14 protein-coding genes are annotated in these 18,480 nt (G+C 70.0%); 10 read left to right on the top strand and 4 right to left on the bottom strand.

Translation table 11 applies throughout. The annotated features are described in order from the left end of the window. Genes FZO89_RS14290 through FZO89_RS14260 form a run of 7 tightly spaced genes read left to right on the top strand, consistent with a single transcriptional unit; the run spans window position 1 to window position 7,316 of the window. Window positions 1-834, top strand: a complete 834-nt coding sequence (locus FZO89_RS14290) for an IclR family transcriptional regulator (RefSeq protein WP_149103882.1) — start codon at window positions 1-3, stop codon at window positions 832-834. Between the two features lie 19 nt (window positions 835-853). Beyond that, the gene (locus tag FZO89_RS14285) at window positions 854-1,849 is read left to right on the top strand and encodes an NADPH:quinone oxidoreductase family protein (protein ID WP_149103881.1); all 996 of its coding nucleotides are present in this window, start codon (window positions 854-856) and stop codon (window positions 1,847-1,849) included. Window positions 1,850-1,883: 34 nt separating this feature from the next. After that, complete coding sequence (locus FZO89_RS14280) at window positions 1,884-3,527, top strand: long-chain fatty acid--CoA ligase (protein WP_149103880.1); 1,644 nt, start codon at window positions 1,884-1,886, stop codon at window positions 3,525-3,527. Further along, entirely contained in the window at window positions 3,524-4,921 is a 1,398-nt protein-coding gene (locus tag FZO89_RS14275) for a hypothetical protein (RefSeq protein ID WP_222928123.1), read from the top strand. The genes FZO89_RS14280 and FZO89_RS14275 overlap by 4 nt, the downstream gene beginning before the upstream one ends. Then, window positions 4,918-5,349 carry an acyl-CoA thioesterase gene (locus FZO89_RS14270; RefSeq protein WP_149103879.1) on the top strand — a complete coding sequence of 144 codons (432 nt, stop codon included), beginning with the start codon at window positions 4,918-4,920 and terminating at the stop codon, window positions 5,347-5,349. The genes FZO89_RS14275 and FZO89_RS14270 overlap by 4 nt, the downstream gene beginning before the upstream one ends. 5 nt (window positions 5,350-5,354) lie before the next feature. Next, entirely contained in the window at window positions 5,355-6,479 is a 1,125-nt protein-coding gene (locus tag FZO89_RS14265) for a zinc-dependent alcohol dehydrogenase family protein (protein WP_149104194.1), read from the top strand. Between the two features lie 45 nt (window positions 6,480-6,524). Beyond that, window positions 6,525-7,316: a queuosine precursor transporter gene (locus FZO89_RS14260; RefSeq protein WP_149103878.1), complete on the top strand. Its 792-nt coding sequence runs from the start codon at window positions 6,525-6,527 to the stop codon at window positions 7,314-7,316. Window positions 7,317-7,373: 57 nt separating this feature from the next. Here FZO89_RS14260 and FZO89_RS14255 read toward each other — a convergent pair whose 3' ends face one another. Together FZO89_RS14255 and FZO89_RS14250 are read right to left on the bottom strand one after the other, a co-directional pair. Then, window positions 7,374-8,132 (bottom strand): LytR/AlgR family response regulator transcription factor, encoded by a 759-nt coding sequence (locus tag FZO89_RS14255; RefSeq protein WP_187471164.1) that lies wholly within the window; start codon window positions 8,130-8,132, stop codon window positions 7,374-7,376. Beyond that, a complete protein-coding gene (locus FZO89_RS14250) occupies window positions 8,129-9,202 on the bottom strand; it encodes a sensor histidine kinase (protein ID WP_149103876.1) in 1,074 nt (357 codons plus the stop codon). Before FZO89_RS14250 ends, FZO89_RS14255 begins: the two co-directional genes overlap by 4 nt. A 149-nt stretch (window positions 9,203-9,351) precedes the next feature. Here FZO89_RS14250 and FZO89_RS14245 point away from each other — a divergent pair, with 149 nt between their 5' ends. Next, complete coding sequence (locus tag FZO89_RS14245) at window positions 9,352-10,284, top strand: PD40 domain-containing protein (RefSeq protein WP_149103875.1); 933 nt, start codon at window positions 9,352-9,354, stop codon at window positions 10,282-10,284. A 497-nt stretch (window positions 10,285-10,781) separates the two neighbouring features. Here the strand turns inward: FZO89_RS14245 and FZO89_RS14240 are convergent, their stop codons facing one another. Continuing rightward, on the bottom strand, window positions 10,782-12,137 hold the full coding sequence (locus FZO89_RS14240) for a DEAD/DEAH box helicase (RefSeq protein WP_149103874.1): 1,356 nt from the start codon (window positions 12,135-12,137) through the stop codon (window positions 10,782-10,784). 496 nt (window positions 12,138-12,633) lie between these two features. Between FZO89_RS14240 and FZO89_RS14235 the strand changes: the two genes are divergently transcribed. Together FZO89_RS14235 and FZO89_RS14230 are read left to right on the top strand one after the other, a co-directional pair. After that, a complete protein-coding gene (locus FZO89_RS14235) occupies window positions 12,634-13,002 on the top strand; it encodes a hypothetical protein (protein WP_149103873.1) in 369 nt (122 codons plus the stop codon). A gap of 4 nt (window positions 13,003-13,006) precedes the next feature. Then, the gene (locus tag FZO89_RS14230; RefSeq protein ID WP_149103872.1) at window positions 13,007-14,845 is read left to right on the top strand and encodes a monovalent cation:proton antiporter-2 (CPA2) family protein; all 1,839 of its coding nucleotides are present in this window, start codon (window positions 13,007-13,009) and stop codon (window positions 14,843-14,845) included. Window positions 14,846-14,888: 43 nt separating this feature from the next. Here the strand turns inward: FZO89_RS14230 and FZO89_RS14225 are convergent, their stop codons facing one another. Beyond that, window positions 14,889-18,476 (bottom strand): ABC transporter permease/M1 family aminopeptidase, encoded by a 3,588-nt coding sequence (locus FZO89_RS14225; protein WP_149103871.1) that lies wholly within the window; start codon window positions 18,474-18,476, stop codon window positions 14,889-14,891. Between the last annotated feature and the right edge of the window lie 4 nt (window positions 18,477-18,480).

Genomic DNA, 18,480 nt, shown 5'->3' with positions numbered 1-18,480 from the left:
ATGGGCAACCCCAGGCGCGACATCCAGACGCTCGGCACCGACGCCGACGGCCGCAACCCGCAGCTGGTGAACTCGGTGGTGCGGGCGTTCTCGATCCTGCGCTGCTTCGAGCGCACGCGCGGCACGCCGGAAAACCGCTACCTCGGCAACCAGGACATCGCCAGGCGCACGAAGCTGCCGAAGGCGACCGTGTCGCGGCTCACCCAGACGCTGGCCGCGCTCGGCTACCTCGAGTACTCGCCCACCCTGGAGAAGTACGCGCTCGGCCCCGCCGTGCTCGGCCTCGGCCACGCCTACATGGCCGGGCACGACGTGGTCGACACCGCCCTGCCGCTGATGCAGGAACTGGCCGACTACACCCAGGCCGCGGTGATGCTGGCGGTGCCCGAGGGCCTGCGCATGCTGCTGCTGGCGGTCTGCCAGGGCGACGAGACCTTCAACCTGCGCCTGGAGAAGGGCGCGCGCGTGCCGCACGGCACCACCGCGCTCGGCCGCGCCGACCTCGCCGCGCGACCGCGCGAGGTGTTCGAGCAGCGGCTGGCCGAACTCGAACGCACCAGCACGCGCGAGGCGTGGCCGGGGATCCGCGCCGGCATCGAGCGCGCGCGCCAGGACTACGAGACCTACGGCTTCGTGTTCTCGCTGGGCGACTGGAATCCCGACGTGTTCGCGGTCGGCGTGCCGATGGTGTCGGCCGACCGTACCCGCCACTTCGCCTTCAACATCAGCGGCCGCGTCTCGGTGATGACGCGCGAGAAGCTGGTGCAGGACTTCGGTCCGAAGCTGGTGGCGCTGCGCAACCGCGTCTACGAGGCCACCGAAGGCCGCTTCTGAACTCCGGGGGAAACACTGCATGAAGGCCGTTGTCTGCGAAGCCTGGGGCGCACCCGACACACTGCGGGTCGCGGACCTGCCCTTGCCCGTACCCGGCCCCGGCCAGGTACGGGTGCGCGTGCACGTCGCCGCGGTGAACTTCCCCGACGCGCTGATGGTCGCGGGCAAGTACCAGTTCCGTCCCGACTTCCCGTTCGCACCCGGTGCCGAATTCTCCGGCACCGTCACCGCGATCGGCGAAGGCGTGGCGGCGCCGAACGTCGGGGACAAGGTGGTCGGGAGCGCCGCGTTCGGCGCGTACGCGGAGGAAGTGGTCGCCGAAGCCGGACACGTCATCGTTCTGCCCGACGACACCGACGATGCGGAACTGGAACTCGCCGGAAGCTTCCTGCTCACATACGGCACGTCCTGGCACGCGTTGAAGGATCGCGCCGAAGCCAGGCCCGGCGAAACCCTGCTGGTGCTCGGCGCCGGCGGTGGCGTCGGCCTGGCCGCGGTCGAACTGGGCAAGCGAATGGGCCTGCACGTGATCGCGGCGGCCGCGAGCGAGGCCAAGCGCCAGGCGGCGCTTTCGCGTGGCGCGGACGAAACGGTCGACTACACCGCGGAGGATTTCCGCGAGCGGCTCAAGGCACTCACCGGCGGTCGCGGCGTCGACATCGTCTACGACCCGGTCGGCGGCGACATCGCCGAATCGGCATTACGCAGCGTCGGCTGGCGCGGGCGCTACCTGGTGGTGGGCTTCGCGGCCGGCGGCATCCCGAAGCTGCCCGCCAACCTGCTGCTGCTCAAGGGCAGCGCACTGGTCGGCGTGTTCTGGGGCGACTTCGTGCGTCGCGAACCCGAGGCCAACGCCGCCAACACCCGCCAGTTGCTGGCCTGGCTGCGCGAAGGCGCGCTGCGGCCGCTGATCTCGCGGCGCTATCCGCTCTCGCAGGCGCCGGCCGCGCTCGAAGCCCTGCTCGGACGCGAAGCGGTCGGCAAGCTGGTGATCGTGCCGCAGCAGCCCGACTGAGCCGCCGACAACGACGACACAGGAGCCAAGCCCGATGAAGCCTTCGCCGCACTGGCCGCCCGGCCTGCCCCGCCACCTGGGGCTGCCGCAGACCTCGCTGTACGAGAACCTCGCGATCAGCGCGCGCCGCTATCCGTCGCGTCCCGCCACCCTCTACTACGGCGGCGAACTCACTTACGCGCAGCTCGACGCGCAGGCGCTCGCGCTCGCCGGCTTCCTGCAGCAGCGCTGCGGTGTCGCGCGTGGCGACCGCGTGGCGCTGTTCATGCAGAACTGCCCGCAGTTCGTGGTGGCGCTGTACGCCATCCTGCGCGCGGACGCGGTGGTGGTGCCGGTCAACAGCATGAACCGGCTGGAGGAAGTGCGGCACATCGTGCGCGACAGCGGCGCACGGACCGCGCTGGTCGCGCAGGAACTCGCGCCCGAACTGCTGCCGCTGAAGGGCGACCTGCTCGAACATGTCGTCGTCGCCACCTACTCCGACTACATCGACCTCGGCACCGACCTGCCCCTGCCCGACGTGGTGTCGCTGCCGCGCGAACCCATCGACGGCGCCGTCGCCTGGGTCGACACGCTGGCCGAAAACTTCGCGCCTTCCGCGCACCTCGCCGGCCCAGGCGACCTGGCGATGATGCCCTACACCTCCGGCACCACCGGCCATCCCAAGGGTTGCCTGCACACCCACCGCAGCGTGATGCACACCGCGGTCGCCGGTCCGGAATGGTGCTTCGCGCCCAAGGACATCGTGGTCCTGGCCAACCTGCCGATGTTCCACGTCACCGGCCTGCAGAACGGCGTCAACACGCCGGTCTACCGCGGCAACACCATCGTGGTGATGACGCGCTGGGACCGGCGCTGCGCGGCGATGCTGATCGAACGCCATCGCGCCGGCGCGTGGACCGCGATCCCGACCATGCTGATGGATTTCCTCGCCCAGGACCTGTCGGCCCACGACCTGTCCTCGATGCACATTCTCACCGGCGGCGGCGCGGCGATGCCGAAAGCGGTCGCCGAACGCATCCGCGAGCTGTGGGGGCTGGACTACGTGGAAGGCTACGGCCTGTCGGAAACCATGGCGCCCACCCACCTCAACCCGGTGCACCGGCCGAAGCCGCAATGCCTGGGCCTGCCGATCTTCGACACCGACGCGCGCGTGCTCGATCCGCAGACCCTGGAGGAACTGCCGCCGGGTGAGGTCGGCGAAATCGTCACCTGCGGACCGCAGGTGATGCTCGGCTACCACGGCCGCCCTGGCGACGACCGCGAGACGTTCGTCGAGATCGACGGCAAGCGCTTCCTGCGCACCGGCGACCTCGCCTATGTCGACGAGGAGGGCTACTTCTTCATGGTCGACCGGCTCAAGCGCATGATCAACGCCTCCGGCTTCAAGATCTGGCCGGCCGAAGTCGAAGCGCTGCTCTACGGGCATCCGGCGGTGCAGGAGGCCTGCGTCATCGGCACCCGCGATCCGCACCGTGGCGAGAGCGCAAAGGCGGTCGTCGTACTGCGCGAAGGCCACGACGCCAGCGAAGCCGACATCATCGAATGGGCGCGCGGGCACATGGCCGCGTACAAGGTGCCGCACGCGATCGAGTTCCGCACCGCCCTGCCGCGCAGCGCCACCGGCAAGGTGCAGTGGCGGGCGCTGCAGGAAGCCGAAGACGGGCGCACGTCGTGAGCGCTTCGCGCGGCGGTCCGCCGGTGGTCGAGAACGGCGGTTGGCGCTGGGGGCCCTTCACCTTCCGCCTGCCGTTCCTGCATACCAGGCCGTGCTGGCCGGAACTGCTGCAGGGCACGCTGGTCGCCACTGCGACCGGGCTGGCGCTGGTGCCGATCCTCACCGGCTATTTCGGCATGAGCTTCGAGGAAGGCATCGCCACCTCGCTGCTGATCAGCACCTTCCTGGTGATCGCGCTGTGGGTCTTCGGCGACCCCTACGCGCCGGGCTGGACCACGCCCGCCCTGCCGCTGGTGCTGGCCTTCGTGCTGGCGCGCTACGACACGCCCGAGCTGCGCTTCCAGGCCATGGCCGCGCTCTCGATCTCCTACGCGCTGCTGGTGTTCGCGCTGGGCGTCACCCGGGCCGGGCCCCGCCTGATGGCCTGGCTGCCGCCGACGCTGCGGGCGACGATCCTGATCGGTTCGGCGCTCGCCGCATTCCGCCAGGTCTTCGTCACGGATGCGCCGCGCTTCCTGCACCAGCAGCCGATTTCGATCCTGCTGGCCTGCGCGCTGTGCCTGGTGCTGGTGTTCTCGGCGCCGGTGCACCGGCTGCAGGCGCGCCACCCCTGGCTGCGGCGCGTGACCGCGCTGGGCCTGCTGCCGGGATTCCTCGCCGCGGCGATCGTCGGCCCGCTGGTCGGCGAAGTGCGCTACGAGGTCGAATGGGGCTGGCTGTGGCCGCCGGTGGGCGATGCGGTGGCGAAGATGTCGCCGTTCTCGATCGGCTGGCCGCCGCTGTCGATGTTTCTCGACGTGGTGCCGCTGGTGCTGCTGACCTACGTGATCCAGTTCGGCGACTGGGTGACCGGCGACGCGGTGCTGCGCGACGCGCAGCCGGCGCGTCCCGACGATCCGATCCGGATCGATCCGAGGCGTTCGCACCTGGCGCTGGCGCTGCGCAACTTCGGGTCGGCGCTGGTGGTGCCGTTCTTCCCCGCCCAGGGCTCGCTGTGGGCGGGCGTGCACGTGGTGGTCGCCTCGCGCTGGCGCGAAGGCCCGGGCGCGATGCGCGACCTGCACAGCGGCCTGATCTCCTACTACCTGATGGGCCTGCCGCTGATCTATTTCCTGCTGCCGCTGCTGACCGGCCTGCAGCCGCTGATGGGCGTGGCCCTGGCCATCACCCTGGTCACCACCGGCTTCGCCTGCGCCTACATCGGCATGGCGATCCCGCGGACCAATGCCGAGCGCGGCTGCGCGGTGCTGGGAGGCGTGGCGCTGTCGCTGTTCGATCCGTGGATCGCGCTGGCGCTGGCGGTCGCCGCCTGGTGGCTGCTGGTCGGGCGCGACCCGAAGGCGCCCGCGCCGGCGGAGGCACCGGCACGCGTGGCCGGCGAGGAACCGCGATGAGCGCACGCGACGGCTACCGCCACTTCCTCGCCATTCCCACGCGCTGGAAGGACAACGACGTCTACGGCCACGTCAACAACGTCGAGTACTACAGCTACTTCGACACGGTGATCAACACCTGGCTAATCGCCGAGGGCGGGCTCGACATCCACCGCGGCGACGCGATCGGCCTGTGCGCGGAATCGCATTGCCGGTTCCTCGGCGAACTCGCGTTTCCCGGCAGCGTCGACGCCGGACTGCGGGTGGAGAAGCTCGGCAACAGCAGCGTGCGCTACGGCATCGGCCTGTTCCGCGCCGGCGAAGCCGGGCCGGCGGCGGAGGGGTGGTTCGTGCACGTGTTCGTCGACCGCCGGAGCCGGCGCAGCACACCGATCCCGGACCGCATCCGCGCCGCGCTGCAGGCGCTTGTGGTGGAACCGCCACCGTGACCACGATGCGCGCCGCGGTATTGCGCACGATGGGCGCCCCGGCGCCCTACGCCGACTCGCGTCCGCTCGCGATCGAAACCGTCGTCGCACAGCCACCCGGGCCGGGCGAAGTGCGGGTGCGGGTGCGCGCCGCGGGGCTGTGCCACTCCGACCTGTCGGTCATCGACGGCTCGCGCCCGCGGCCGATGCCGATGCTGCTGGGCCACGAGGCGGCCGGCGAAGTGGTCGAGGCCGGCGACGGCGTGTCGACCCTGCGCGTCGGCGACCGCGTCGTGTTCTCGTTCGTGCCGATGTGCGGGCATTGCGCTCCCTGCGCCTGTGGCCGCCCGGTGCTGTGCGAGCCGGGTGCTGCGGCGAACGCGCGCGGGACCCTGCTCGGCGGCGCGATGCGCCTGCACGATGCTGGCTGCACCCCGCTGCACCACCATCTCGGGGTTTCAGGGTTCGCCGAGTACGCGGTGGTCTCGGAGCATTCGGCGGTGCGCGTCGATGCCGACCTGCCGCCGAAGATCGCCGCGCTGTTCGGCTGCGCGGTGATGACCGGCGTGGGTGCGGTGGTGAACACCGCCGGCGTGCGTCCTGGTGAATCCGTCGCGGTGTTCGGGCTCGGCGGCGTGGGCTTGTCGGCGCTGCTGGGTGCGGCCGCATCGTCGGCGTGGCCACTGGTCGCCGTGGACGTGGTGCCGGCGAAGCTGGCGCTGGCACGCGAACTCGGCGCCAGCCACTGCATCGATGCGCGCGAAGGCGACGTCGCGGCGCAGGTGCGCGAGGCGACCGGGGGCGGCGCGGACTACAGCATCGAGACCGCCGGCCACGCGCACGTGCTGGCCACCGCGTACGCCGCGACCCGACGCGGCGGCAGCACGATCAGCGTCGGCCTGCCCGCACCCGACCGCATGTTCAGCGTGCCGGCGGTGAGCCTGGTCGCCGAGGAGCGGACGGTGAAGGGCTCGTACATGGGCTCGGCGGTGCCGCGGCGCGACATCCCGCGCTATGTCGCGCTCTACCGCGCCGGCCGCCTGCCGGTGGACAGGCTGCTGACGCATACGCTGGCGCTGGACGGGATCAACGCGGGCTTCGACCGGCTGGCGAGCGGCGAGGCGATCCGGCAGGTGGTGCTGTTCGACTAGCGGTCGTTTCGTCGCGGCGTGCACCCGCCGCTACACTGGCGACGGATGGAAACGCCCGCCGCGCCACCGACGCATCCACTCGACGACCGCGCCACGCGGCTGTTCATCGCGCTCGCCGGATTCTTCTGCGTCAACGCGGTCCTGGCCCAGTTCATCGGCGTCAAGATCTTCGCGCTCGAGGACACCCTGGGCATCGCGCCGCGCGAATGGAACCTGTTCGGCCAGAGTGGCTCGCTGAGCTTCACCGCCGGCACCCTGCTGTGGCCGGTGGTGTTCGTGTTCACCGACGTCATCAACGAGTACTTCGGCCGCCGCGGCGTGCGGCTGATCTCGTGGATCGCGGTGGGCCTGATCCTGTATGGATTCGTGTTCGCGTTCGTCGCCATCGCGCTGGCGCCGGCGGACTGGTGGATGACGGCGGCGCAGGCCCAGGGCGTGCCGGACTACCAGGCCGCGTTCGCGGCGGTGTTCGGCCAGGGCCTGTGGACGATCGCCGGGTCGGTGGTGGCGTTCCTGATCGGGCAGCTGATAGATGTGCGGGCGTTCCACCGCATCCGCCGCGCCACCGGCGAGCGCATGGTGTGGCTGCGCGCCACCGGATCGACCGCGGTCTCGCAGCTGGTCGACAGCTTCGTGGTGATCTGGATCGCCTTCGTACTCGGACCGCAGCAGTGGCCGACCTCGCTGTTCCTCGCGGTCAGCAGCGTCAACTACGTCTGGAAGATGGCCGCGGCGATCGCGCTGATCCCGCTGCTGTACGTGATGCGGCGCGCGATCGCGACCTACCTCGGCGCGGCGCGGGCGCAGGAGTTGCGCACGCGCGCTTCCGCGGCCTGAGCACAGGCCCGCATCGGCGCATCCACCCGGCACGCTTCCTGCGCGGCTTCCCGCGGTTCAGCCGGCGATGCCGAGCGCCTCGCGCAGCGGCTTGCGGAAACTTCGGCCCGACGTCAGGCAGCTGCCATCCCTGAGCCGCATCCAGTACTGGCCGGCGCCGCAGGGCTCGACCTGCTCGATCAGGTCGATGCGCACCGCGCGCGAGCGATGGATGCGCACGAAGCGGGCGGGATCGAGCCGTTCCACCAGCGAGCCCAGGGTTTCGCGCAGCAGCAGGCTGCGGCCGGCCAGGACCAGTTCGACGTAGTTGCCCTGCGCCACCAGCATCGTGATCTCCTCCACCGGCACCATGCGCAGGCGTGCGCCATCCGGAACCGCCAGCCGCTGCAGGTAGCGCATGCCGCCGGCCGCATCGCCCGCGGCGGGCGATGCCCGCGAGGGGAGATGCTCGAGCCGGGCACGCACGCGCGCCACCGCGTCGTGCACGCGCGCGGGCGAAAGCGGCTTGACCAGGTAGTCGACGGCTTCGACGTCGAACGCCTCCAGCGCGCGTTCGCCATAGGCGCTGACGAACACCACCAGCGGGCGCGCGGCTCGCGGCAGGCGTGCGAGCAGCTGGAAACCGTCGATTTCCGGCATGCGGATGTCGAGGAACACCACGTCCGCCGGCGCGCCGGGCAGACCCTCCAGCGCGGCATGGCCATGGCCGTAGGTGCCGACGATCCGCACCCCGTCGACTTCTTCCAGGATCCGCGCCAGCCGCAGCCTGGCCAGCGGTTCGTCGTCGACGATCGCGGCGCGCAGGGCCCGGCTCATGCCGCGACTCCGGTGCTGCCCGCGCGCCTGGGCATCCGCAATCGCGCGGTGGTGCCGCCGCGGTCGTTGGCCTCCAGGCGCAGCCATTCGCCTTCGCCGTACAGGTGTCGCAGGCGCGCATGCAGGTTGGCCAGGCCATTGCCATGGTGCACGGTCGACTCGCGGTGGCCGCCGTCGTCGGCGATCGCGATCTCGAGCGCATCTTCATCCGCGCGCGCCTGCACCGACAGGCGGCCCGGCGAGATCCGCAGCGACAGCGCGTGCACGATCGCGTTCTCGGCCAGCGGCTGCAACGCCAGCGGCGGCACCGGCAACTCGTCCAGGCGCGGCTCGATCGCCCAGTCCACCCGCAGGCGCTCGCCCAGCCGCATCTTCTCGAGGTCGAGGTAGTGGCGCAGCAGCGCGAGTTCCTCGTGCAGCGGTACCAGCGGCCGCGCCTGGTGGTCGAGGCTGCTGCGCAGCAGTTCGCCCAGCGCCACCAGCATGCGGTCGGCCGCGTCCGGGTCGTGGTGCACCATCTCGGCGATCGAATTGAGCGCGTTGAACATGAAGTGCGGATTGAGCTGCGAGGCCAGCGCCTGCAGGCGCGCCTCGACCAGCGCCGCCTGCAACTGTTCGGCCTGCCGCTCGCGCTGGCGGGCGCGCGCGGCGTACAGCAACGCATGCGCCGCGCCGACCATCAACCACAGCAGCAGGAAATTGTTGCCCAGGCTGGCCAGCAGCACCTCGTCGTAGGGCGGCGGCGCGTGGTACCAGCCCACCCAGGGGTTGAGCACGATCACGGCCGCTGCCCGCAACAGCACCAGCAGCAGCACCATCGCCAGCGTGGCCAGGGTCGAGCGCCAGGCCTTCCCGCGCTCGATCGGGAAGCGCCGCACGCACCACAACAGCAGCATCGTCATCGGGATCCACAACCATGCCGAGGCGAAGCCCAGCGTGGCCGCTTCCCGCAACGGCATCACCTCGCCGTCGGCGCCCTCCATGCTCAGCCACTGGCTGGTGGAGGCGACGCCGTAGAGCGTCCACCAGGCGGTGACGATCGGCAGCATGGGCCAGGGGCGATCGCGCATATGCCACGCATGCTGGAGCGTCGGCGCGGCGTCCGCAACCGCGGGCATGTCGTTCGTCACGCCCTGCGGACGCTTCGTCACAAGCCGTTTGCGCGCCCGGCCGCCGGGACGCCAAATCGGGCTCCCAGCCGGAACCAGGAGTCGACGCGATGAAGCGCATGGCGATGATGGCAGGAGTGTTCTCGATCGCCGCTGCGGCGTGCGCGCATGCCGACGGACCGGCAGGAGCGAACCGGCACGGCTGCCCGCCGGTCGAGGTCTTCGCGCCGGGCGTGATCTCGGTGGAGGGCAGTTGGCAATGGCGCCTGTCGTTCACCCCGACCCGGCTGCAGGCCTACTGGTCGCACAGCGAGGGCTGGTGGCCGGGCACGCGCGAGCGCGCCGAGATCCGCACCTCGCACCGGCTGCCCGGCGGCCACTGGTCGACGCCGGTGGTGGTGCCGTTCTCCGGGCAATACGCCGACATGGACCCGTTCGTCACCCCGCTCGGCACGGCGATGTTCTTCTCGTCGATGCGCCCGGTCGACGGACAGCCGCGCGGCGACATGGACCTGTGGATGGTCCGCCGCACCTGGAACGGCTGGAGCGAACCGGTGCACCTGGGCAACGAGGTCAACGCCGACGGCTACGACGAGCTGTATCCCAGCGTCGACCTGCACGGCAATCTCTATTTCGCGCGGGTCAAGGCTCCGGTCCCCACCGAGGACGTCGACATCTGGCGCAGCAAACGACGCTGGGATGGCAGCTACGGCGCCCCGGAACGCGTCGGCCCGGGCGTGAACACAGCGCAGCGCTGGGAGTTCAACCCGGAGATTTCACCCGACGGCAAGACCCTGCTGTTCGTGCGCCTCGATCGTCCCGACGACGGGCTCGAGGACGAAGGGTACGGCTGGGGCGACCTCTACGTGAGCCGGCTCGGTCGCGGCGGGTTCTCGGCCGGCGTCAACCTCGGCCCCTGCGTCAACACCGCCGCCGACGAGTTCCATCCCACCGTGCTGTGGGAGCGCGGCGAGCTGTTCTTCGCCCGCGATGCCGGCGCGCCCAGCGATTTCCACAGGACCAGATTGCGGTTGCCGCGCTGACCGCGGCCCCCCCGGCTGCCCCTTCCGCAAGGAAGGGGCATTTTTTCGGTTTTTCGCCCAACTCCCGGAAAGGGTCGGTCGTGGCAGGAGCGAAGAGGGACTGTTACCCCACCGCTTCGCATTGCCCCAGGTCATCGCGACCTGACGGGCCTCGCCGCGACCGGCAGCCCTTTGCGGCGAATGTCCTCCGGCATCCGCCGCACGCGGATGCCTCCCCCTTGATTTCGCCGCAAAGGGCTACCGGCCACGACGAGGCTCGACTTGCGGGCGCGTGCGCCAGGCGCCAGCCAGGTACTCAGGCTTGCGCGCTTTGAACGCCAACAGTCCGGCACGCCGGGTGCGGATGCCCTTGGGTGCGAAATCAAGGAGGAGGCGACGGCCGCAGGCCGTCGCCGGGGGACATTCGGACCCAAGGGCATCCGTACCCGGCCCCCGGTCCACGAACAGACGCAGAGCTTCCCCCGGTTGGGAGAAGACTCTCTTACCTCTGTGCGGCGTCAGGCGCGGACGCTGCCGCCGTCGCGCGAGCGTCCGGCACCCTGTCCGCCGCGGCGATCGCCGCCGCGCGACTGCTTCGGACCGGCATGCGCATGCGCGCCGCGGTCCTGCGGCTTGCCGTGCGCGCGATGCGCGGGCTTGCGCGGCGGACGCTGGCCGCCGGCGGGCTTCGGACCGCTGCCACGGCGACCGGGCTGGTTGCCGTCGAGACGGAGTGCCTGCGACGGCTCGAAGCCGCGCACGGTCTCCATCGCGATGTCGGCCTTGAGCATGCGCTGGATGTCGCGCAGCAGCCCGCCCTCTTCCGGCGACACCAGCGACAGCGCCTCGCCCTGCAGGCCGTTGCGGCCGGTGCGGCCGATGCGGTGCACGTAGTCCTCGGCGACCATCGGCAGGTCGTGGTTGATCACCAGCGGCAGGTTGGGGATGTCGAGCCCGCGCGCGGCCACGTCGGTGGCGACCAGGATCCGCGCCTTGCCCGACTTGAACTGGTCCAGCGCCTTCTGCCGCTGCGCCTGGCTCTTGTTGCCGTGGATCGCGAGCGCCGGCAGGCCGGCCTTCTCGAGCTGTTCGGCCAGCCGGTTGCAGCCGTGCTTGGTCTTGCCGAACACCAGCACCTGGTCGGTGTGGCGGGTCGACAGGATCTCGACCAGCAGGTCGCGCTTGCGCGAGGCGTCGACCGGGTGCACGCGGTGCACGATGGTGTCGGCGATGGTGTTCTGCGCGGCCACCTGCACTTCGGTCGGGCGGTCGAGCAGTTCCATCGCCAGCGCACGGATGCGCGGCTCGAACGTGGCCGAGAACAGCATCGTCTGGCGCTGCTTGGGCACGCGCGAGAGCACCCGCTTGATCGACGGCAGGAAGCCCATGTCGAGCATGCGGTCGGCTTCGTCGAGCACCAGAAGTTCCACGCCGTCGAGCTTGGCGTGCCCCGAGTCGAGGTGGTCGAGCAGGCGGCCCGGGCAGGCGACCAGGATGTCGACGCCGCGACGCAGGTTGTCGATCTGCGGCTGCATGCCGACGCCGCCGAAGATCATGGTCACGTTGAGCCGCAGGTGGCGGCCGTAGGTCTTGAGGCTGTCGCTGACCTGCACCGCCAGCTCGCGCGTGGGCACCAGTACCAGGGCGCGCGCCTTGCGCGGCCCCTTGGCCGGGGTTTCCCTGGCCAGCGCCTGCAGCAGCGGCAGGCCGAACGCGGCGGTCTTGCCGGTGCCGGTCTGGGCCGCGCCGAGGATGTCGTTGCCGGCGAGCGCCGGCGGAATCGCCTGCGCCTGGATCGGGGTGGGCGTGGTGTAGTTGGAATCGGACAGCGCGCGCAGCAACGCGGGCGAGAGCCCGAGGGATTCGAACGTCATTGGGAAAGTACTCCGTGGCAGCCAACCGCGCTCCGCGCCGTGAAGCCACGGCGTGGACACGGACATCGAAGAAGCGCCTTCGACTGGCTTGCCCGGAACCATCCAGATCCGCGTTGCGGGCAAAATTTTGACGGCGACCGGAGATTCCGGACCGTGTCTGCGCGACGAAAGACGTGCGGGAGAGGACGCCATGGGTGGAGCCCGTGGCCGGCCTGCCAGGATCGTGTGCCGCGTCGGAACGCGGCGGGCAGCCGTTTTGCAAACGCCGGCATTGTACGGATTCGGGCGCCGTCGCGCCAGCCGCCGGCGCACCCGCCCTCCTGGCGTTCACCCTGGGGTCGCTGCGGCGGCGGCCCCGGCGGCTCCGCTTCAGGCCACGCAGGTGCGCAACGTCCCCGGCGCGCCAGCTGCCCGGGGCGGTTTCGGTCGGGTGGAAGGGTGGAAGCGCCCGGGGCGCTATGCCACCCTTATGCGGGTCCCGCCCTCCGAGCGCCGCATGTCCTTCCGTTCGCCGTCGTCGAACCCCGGCACCACCCTCGCCCGCCTGCTGCTGGCCAGCGTGTTCATCGTGATGGGGGCCTGGCGCCTGTGGAACGCCTACCAGGGCGTGCCGACCAGCGGCGCCACCCTGAGTTTCAGTGCCGCCGAACTGGTGCTGGGCCTGTTGATGGCGGCCGGCTGGAAACTGCGCTGGACCGCCCTGCTGGCGGCGCTGCTGATGGTGGCCGACGCCGTGCTCTCGCACCCGTTCTGGTCGCTGGCCGAGCCGGCACGCAGCGCGCAGTTGCTGCACTTCATGAAGAACGTCGCGATCGTCGGCGGCTTCCTGCTGCTCTCGCTCGCAGCGCCCACGCGCAGGCGCTGAAGACGTGGCCGCCGGCGCCGACCCCGACCACCTGATCGCGGCGGTCGCACTGCTGGGCGCCGCCGTGGTCGCGGTGCCGTTGTTCCGCAAGCTCGGGCTGGGCCCGGTGCTGGGATACCTGGCCGCCGGGCTCGTGATCGGGCCGTTCGGCCTGGGCTGGTTCTCGCACCCGCAATCGATCCTGCATTTCGCCGAACTGGGCGTGGTGATGTTCCTGTTCGTGGTCGGGCTGGAGATGCGTCCTTCCCACCTGTGGAGCCTGCGCCGGCAGATCTTCGGGCTGGGCGCGCTGCAGATCGCGGCCTGCACCCTGGCGTTGACGGGCGTGGGCCTCGCGTTCGGGCTGTCGCCCCAGGTGGCATTCATCGCCGGCGCCGGCTTCGTGCTCACCTCGACCGCGATCGTCATGCAGTTGCTGGGCGAGCGCGGCGACATCGCGCTCCCGCGTGGCCAGCGCATGGTCTCGATCCTGCTGTTCGAGGACCTGCTGATCGTGCCGCTGCTGGCGCTGGTCGCGTTCATGTCGCACGCACCGGTCGATCCCGACGCGCCGCCCAGGCTGGTCGGCTTCGGCATCGCCGTGGCTTCGCTGGCCGCGCTGATCGTCGCCGGGGTGTTCCTGCTCAACCCGCTGTTCCGGATCCTGGCGGCCGCCAAGGCGCGCGAGGTGATGACCGCCGCCGCGCTGCTGGTGGTGCTGGGCGCGGCGGTGCTGATGGAGATGGGCGGGCTGTCGATGGCGATGGGCGCGTTCATCGCCGGCGTGCTGCTGTCGGAATCGACATTCCGCCACCAGATCGAAGCCGACATCGAACCGTTCCGAGGCATCCTGCTCGGGCTGTTCTTCGTCGCCGTGGGGATGTCGCTCGACCTCGCGGTGGTGCGCGCGAACTGGACGCTGATCCTGGTCGCGGTCCCGGCGATGATGCTGGTCAAGGCGGCGTGCATCTACCTGATAGCACGGCTGCTGCGCAGCAGCCATCGCGATGCGCTCGACCGCGCCACGCTGATGGCGCAGGGCGGCGAGTTCGCGTTCGTACTTTATGCGGCGGCGGAAACCGCCGGCATCATCGATGCCGAGGTCAACGACAACCTGACCGCGATCGTGGTGCTGTCGATGGTACTGACCCCGCTGGTGGTGCTGGCCATGCGCAGGCTGGCGCCGAAGGAGTCGCTTTCGCTCGACGGCGTGGAAGCCGTCGAGGGCCAGACCGGGAGCGTGCTGATCATCGGCTTCGGCCGCTTCGGCCAGGTGATGAGCCAGTCGCTGCTGGCGCGCGACGTGGACGTCACTATCATCGACACCGACATCGAGATGATCACCAGCGCAGCCCAGTTCGGCTTCAAGGTGTTCTACGGCGACGGCCGCCGCCTCGACGTGCTGCACGCCTCCGGGGCGCACAGCGCACGCGCGATCGCGGTGTGCATCGACGACCGCGCCGCGGCCGACACCGTGGTCGAGCTGGCCAAGCACCACTTCCCGCAGGCGAAGCTGCTGGTGCGCTCGTTCGATCGCGAACACTCGCTGAAACTGGTCAACGCCGGCGTCGACTTCCAGATCCGCGAGACCTTCGAATCGGCGGTGGCGTTCGGCGAGGCCGCCCTGCGCGAGATCGGCATCGATGTCGACGAGGCCGCGCGCATCGCCGAACAGGTGCGCAGGCTGGACGCCGAACGCTTCGAACTGGAGATCGCCGGCAACGACACCCGCGCCGGCATTCCCCTGCTGATCAACAACACCGGCAACGCGCCAAAGCCGACGCCGTTCACCACGCCGCGTCGCGAGGGCCAACGGATCGACGGCGAAGCCGGGGCGCAGGCGCCGGCGCCACCGGGCGGCTGATCGCCCGCCAACGCCGACAGGCGTCGCAGTCGCTGGCGGTCCGCTACATCGCAACCTTTCTTCGGTTGTCGTCGGCCACCCGGTCGATCAGCTTGTTATACGGATCGAACCCGGCCTCGAACGGCGCCTCGTCGACGGTCACGGTGACCACCGGATCCCCCGTGGTCACATGGTGACGCTCCAGGTAGAGCACCTTCTCGTCGCGCTCCTTGCCCGATGGGCCGCGCGCGAACACGCCGATCTCGATCCAGTCGTCCAGTTCCGCCGGCGTCTCCCTGCCCTTGCCGTCGGCCTCGCGCTTGGCCGCGTGCAGGCGCAGCGTCACGTCGTACCTGCCGTCGGCACGCTGCTTCGACGTCGCCTCGACCACGCGGTTGTCGTAGAACACGATCTTCTCGAACAGGTCGGTGATCAGCGCCTGCTGTGCGGGCGAGGCCTCATCGCGGAAGTAGGCCACCAGCTCGCGCGAGGTCGTGAACGGCGCCCGCTGGTAGCCCTTGTCCTGCAGGAAGCGGCGCAGCGCGCGGTTCACCGCGGCCTCGCCGAGTTCTTCGCGAAGCCGGTACATCACCAGAGCACCCTTCTGGTAATGGATGTACTGCTGGTTCTCGTTGCGGTACAGCGGCAATTCCTCGATCCGCTCGCCTCCGCGTCCTCCCAGGTAGCGATCCAGTTCGTAGCGCAGGAACTGCCGCATGTTGGCGCGCCCGTATTCCTGCTCCATCACCATCAGCGCCGAGTACTGCGCCAGGGTCTCCGACAGCATGGTCGCGCCCTGCACGTTGGCGCCGATCACCTGGTGCGCCCACCACTGGTGCGCGGCCTCGTGCGTGGTGACGTAGAACACGTAGTCGATATTGTCCGGGTCGCGCAGATCGGTGATGAATCCGATCGACTCTGAGTACGGGATCGTGTTGGCGAACGCCTGCGCGAAGCTGGCATAGCCCGGGAACTCTATGATCCGGAACTGGCGGTGCTGGTATGGGGTGAAGTTCTGCTCGAAATACCCCAGCGACTTCTGCGTCGCCTCGATCATGCGGTCCACGTTGAACGGGTGCCTGGCGTCGTAGTACACCTCGATCGGGATGTCCTTGTAGACGCCCTTCTTCACCTGCCAGCGCGCCGACAGGAAGGCGTAGAAGTCGAGCATCGGCTGGTCCATGGAATAGCTGAAGCAGCGGCGTCCGTCGCGCATGAACTCGCGCTCGAGATAGCCCGGCGCCAGCGCCACCTGGTCGGGTGCGGTGCAGACCGTGGTCGAGAAATCGATCCAGTCGCCGTCGTCGCCGAGGTAGGTGTTGGCGCGCGCGGCCTCGTCCTCCAGTCTGGGCATCCGCCGCGGCTCGCCGAGGTCGCGCTTGCGCCGGTCGTTGCGATCCTCGATCTCGGCACGCGGGTTGTAGCCGAACGACGGGAACAGGCTGCTGTTGAAGAAGCTGCCGTTGTCGACGAACCGGGTCTGCGCCTGGGAATTGGTGATGCCCTTGGGACGGAACTCCATTCGGAAGCGGAACTCGCGCCGCTCGTCCGGCTGCAGCGGGCGCGACAGGCGGTAGATCCGGTAGCCGAGCGGCGCGTCGTGCGCGGCCAGGGCCTGCCCGCCGAGGTCGACCGACGTGAGCGTGTCGTCGTCGTCCACCTGCAGGTGGACGTCGGCGATCGGCTCGCGGTGCGGATTGTGCACGGTGTAGGCCACATCGGCCGTCATCGACTGGCTCTCGGGCCGCAGGTCGACCAGCGGTCGGCTGGCCACGATCTTCGGCTGCGGCAGCTGCTCGTACTGCTTGTACTCCTTCTCGTAACGCGCCATCAGGTCGAGCTGGCCTTCCGGCGAGATGTACTCGTTGCGGACATTGGTGTTCCAGAACAGCCAGGCACCGATGCCGGCGAACCCCGCCAGCGCCGCGACGAAGGCCACGCCGAGCCCGCCACGCATGCGCGCGCGCAGTTGCGCCCGGCGCTGGCGCCAGCCCTGGTCGACCCCGCGCACCCACAGCCCGGCACTCAGCAACAGCAGCGCCAGCAGCAGCACGCCCCAGTAGCCCTGGAACCACAGCTGCCCCGCGAGGAAGTGGCCGTAGCCGTTCATGTCCGAATACGGCGCATTCGGCCAGCTGCCGAAGGTGTACAGGTTGTGGGTGAAGTCGAGCACGCCCAGCACGATCTGCGACAGCACCACCAGCACCAGCAGGCCGTAACCGATGAACTTGTTGTTCGCCAGCACCTGCAGCACCAGCCCCATGCCACCCATCAGCACGAACGGGACCGAATCGAGCAGCAGGGCCTTGCCGTACAGCGCCGGTTCGATCGCGGTGAACCCCTTGGCCAGCTGGATCGCGATGGAGGCGAGCATGCCGATCGCGTGGAAGAGAAGCACCACCGCGACGATCACGCAGAACTTGGCGGCCAGCGGCACCCAGCCGGGGAACGGGGCGGCGTCGGTGACTTCGTGGATCTTCGCCGCGCGTTCCTTCCACACCAGTTCGCCGGCGTAGAACATGACGATGATCACCAGCAGGAAGCTGAAGCTGCCGCGCAGCGCATCCAGCATCCGCGAGGTCACCGGGTACACGTCGGTGCCGTACATCGACTGGATCGACAGCGCGGTGGGGATGAAGTTGGCCAGGCCGAACGCCAGCATCACCAGGAACGGCACGCTGCGCAGCACGCCCGACGTGTCGAAGCGCACCTGGTGCAGGAACTGGTGCAGCGCGGTGCCGCGGCCGAACGACGGTGCGACCCGCGGCGGGGCAGGCGCCGGCACGGTCGGCGGCGGGATCTCGGCGGGCATCAAGTTGCGGGCCTTGCGACGCCACAGTCCGCGCCCGGTGCCGGTGCGCTCGGTGCGGAAAAGCGCGAACGTGGCGGCGAACAGCGCCAGCCCCAGCGCAATCCACAGCGCGCGGTTGGCCAGCAGGTAGCCGGCCAGGGCCGGAAGCCCCGTGTTGCGCTCCTCCGCCGACCAGTAGCGGATCGTACGCGCGAAGGCACGGATGCCGAGCGGTTCTAGCAGGGTCGCCAGCCAGACGTTGTCGAGGTCGCGCATCAGCGCGGCGCTGACGCCGTACAGCACGAAGAAGCCGATGACGCCCAGGTAGACCCAGAGGATCGAACGCGTCAGGGCCGCCAGCAGCGCCAGCAGGCCGCCGGTGAACGCCAGGTTCGGCAGCACCATCACCGCGAACGCCCACAGGTAGGGCCGCAGCGACGCCGGCCCCAGCCGCGCCTCGTCGATCCAGGGCATGAACTGGGCGACGAAGATGCCGAGCGCGATCACCAGGTACACCACCACGCTCGCCAGCATCGCCGCCGCCAGCCGACCCATCAGGTAGTCGCGACGGCGGATCGGACTGGCGAAGAAGAGTTCCGCCGTGCCCTGCTCGAAGTCGCGCAGCAGCGCCGCGCTCACGAAGATCGGCACGATCAGCATGCCCAGCAGGGTGAACACCGTCAGCCACTGCGCGACCACGATCGGCGCGTTGCGATGGACATTGCCGATGCCGCCGCCGAGTTGTACCGCATCGCTGGCCGCGGCGCCGAAGCCCAGCAGCGCGAACAGCACCGCCAGGAACCACAGCAGCGGCGAGCGCAGTTGTTCGCGCAACTCGAAACGGAAGAATTCGAGGATCATGCGC

The sequence above is a fragment of the Luteimonas viscosa genome, from assembly GCF_008244685.1.
Classification (GTDB): domain Bacteria; phylum Pseudomonadota; class Gammaproteobacteria; order Xanthomonadales; family Xanthomonadaceae; genus Luteimonas; species Luteimonas viscosa.
Note: the sequence above shows the minus strand (reverse complement) of the source record. Positions and strands in the feature narration are given on the sequence as shown.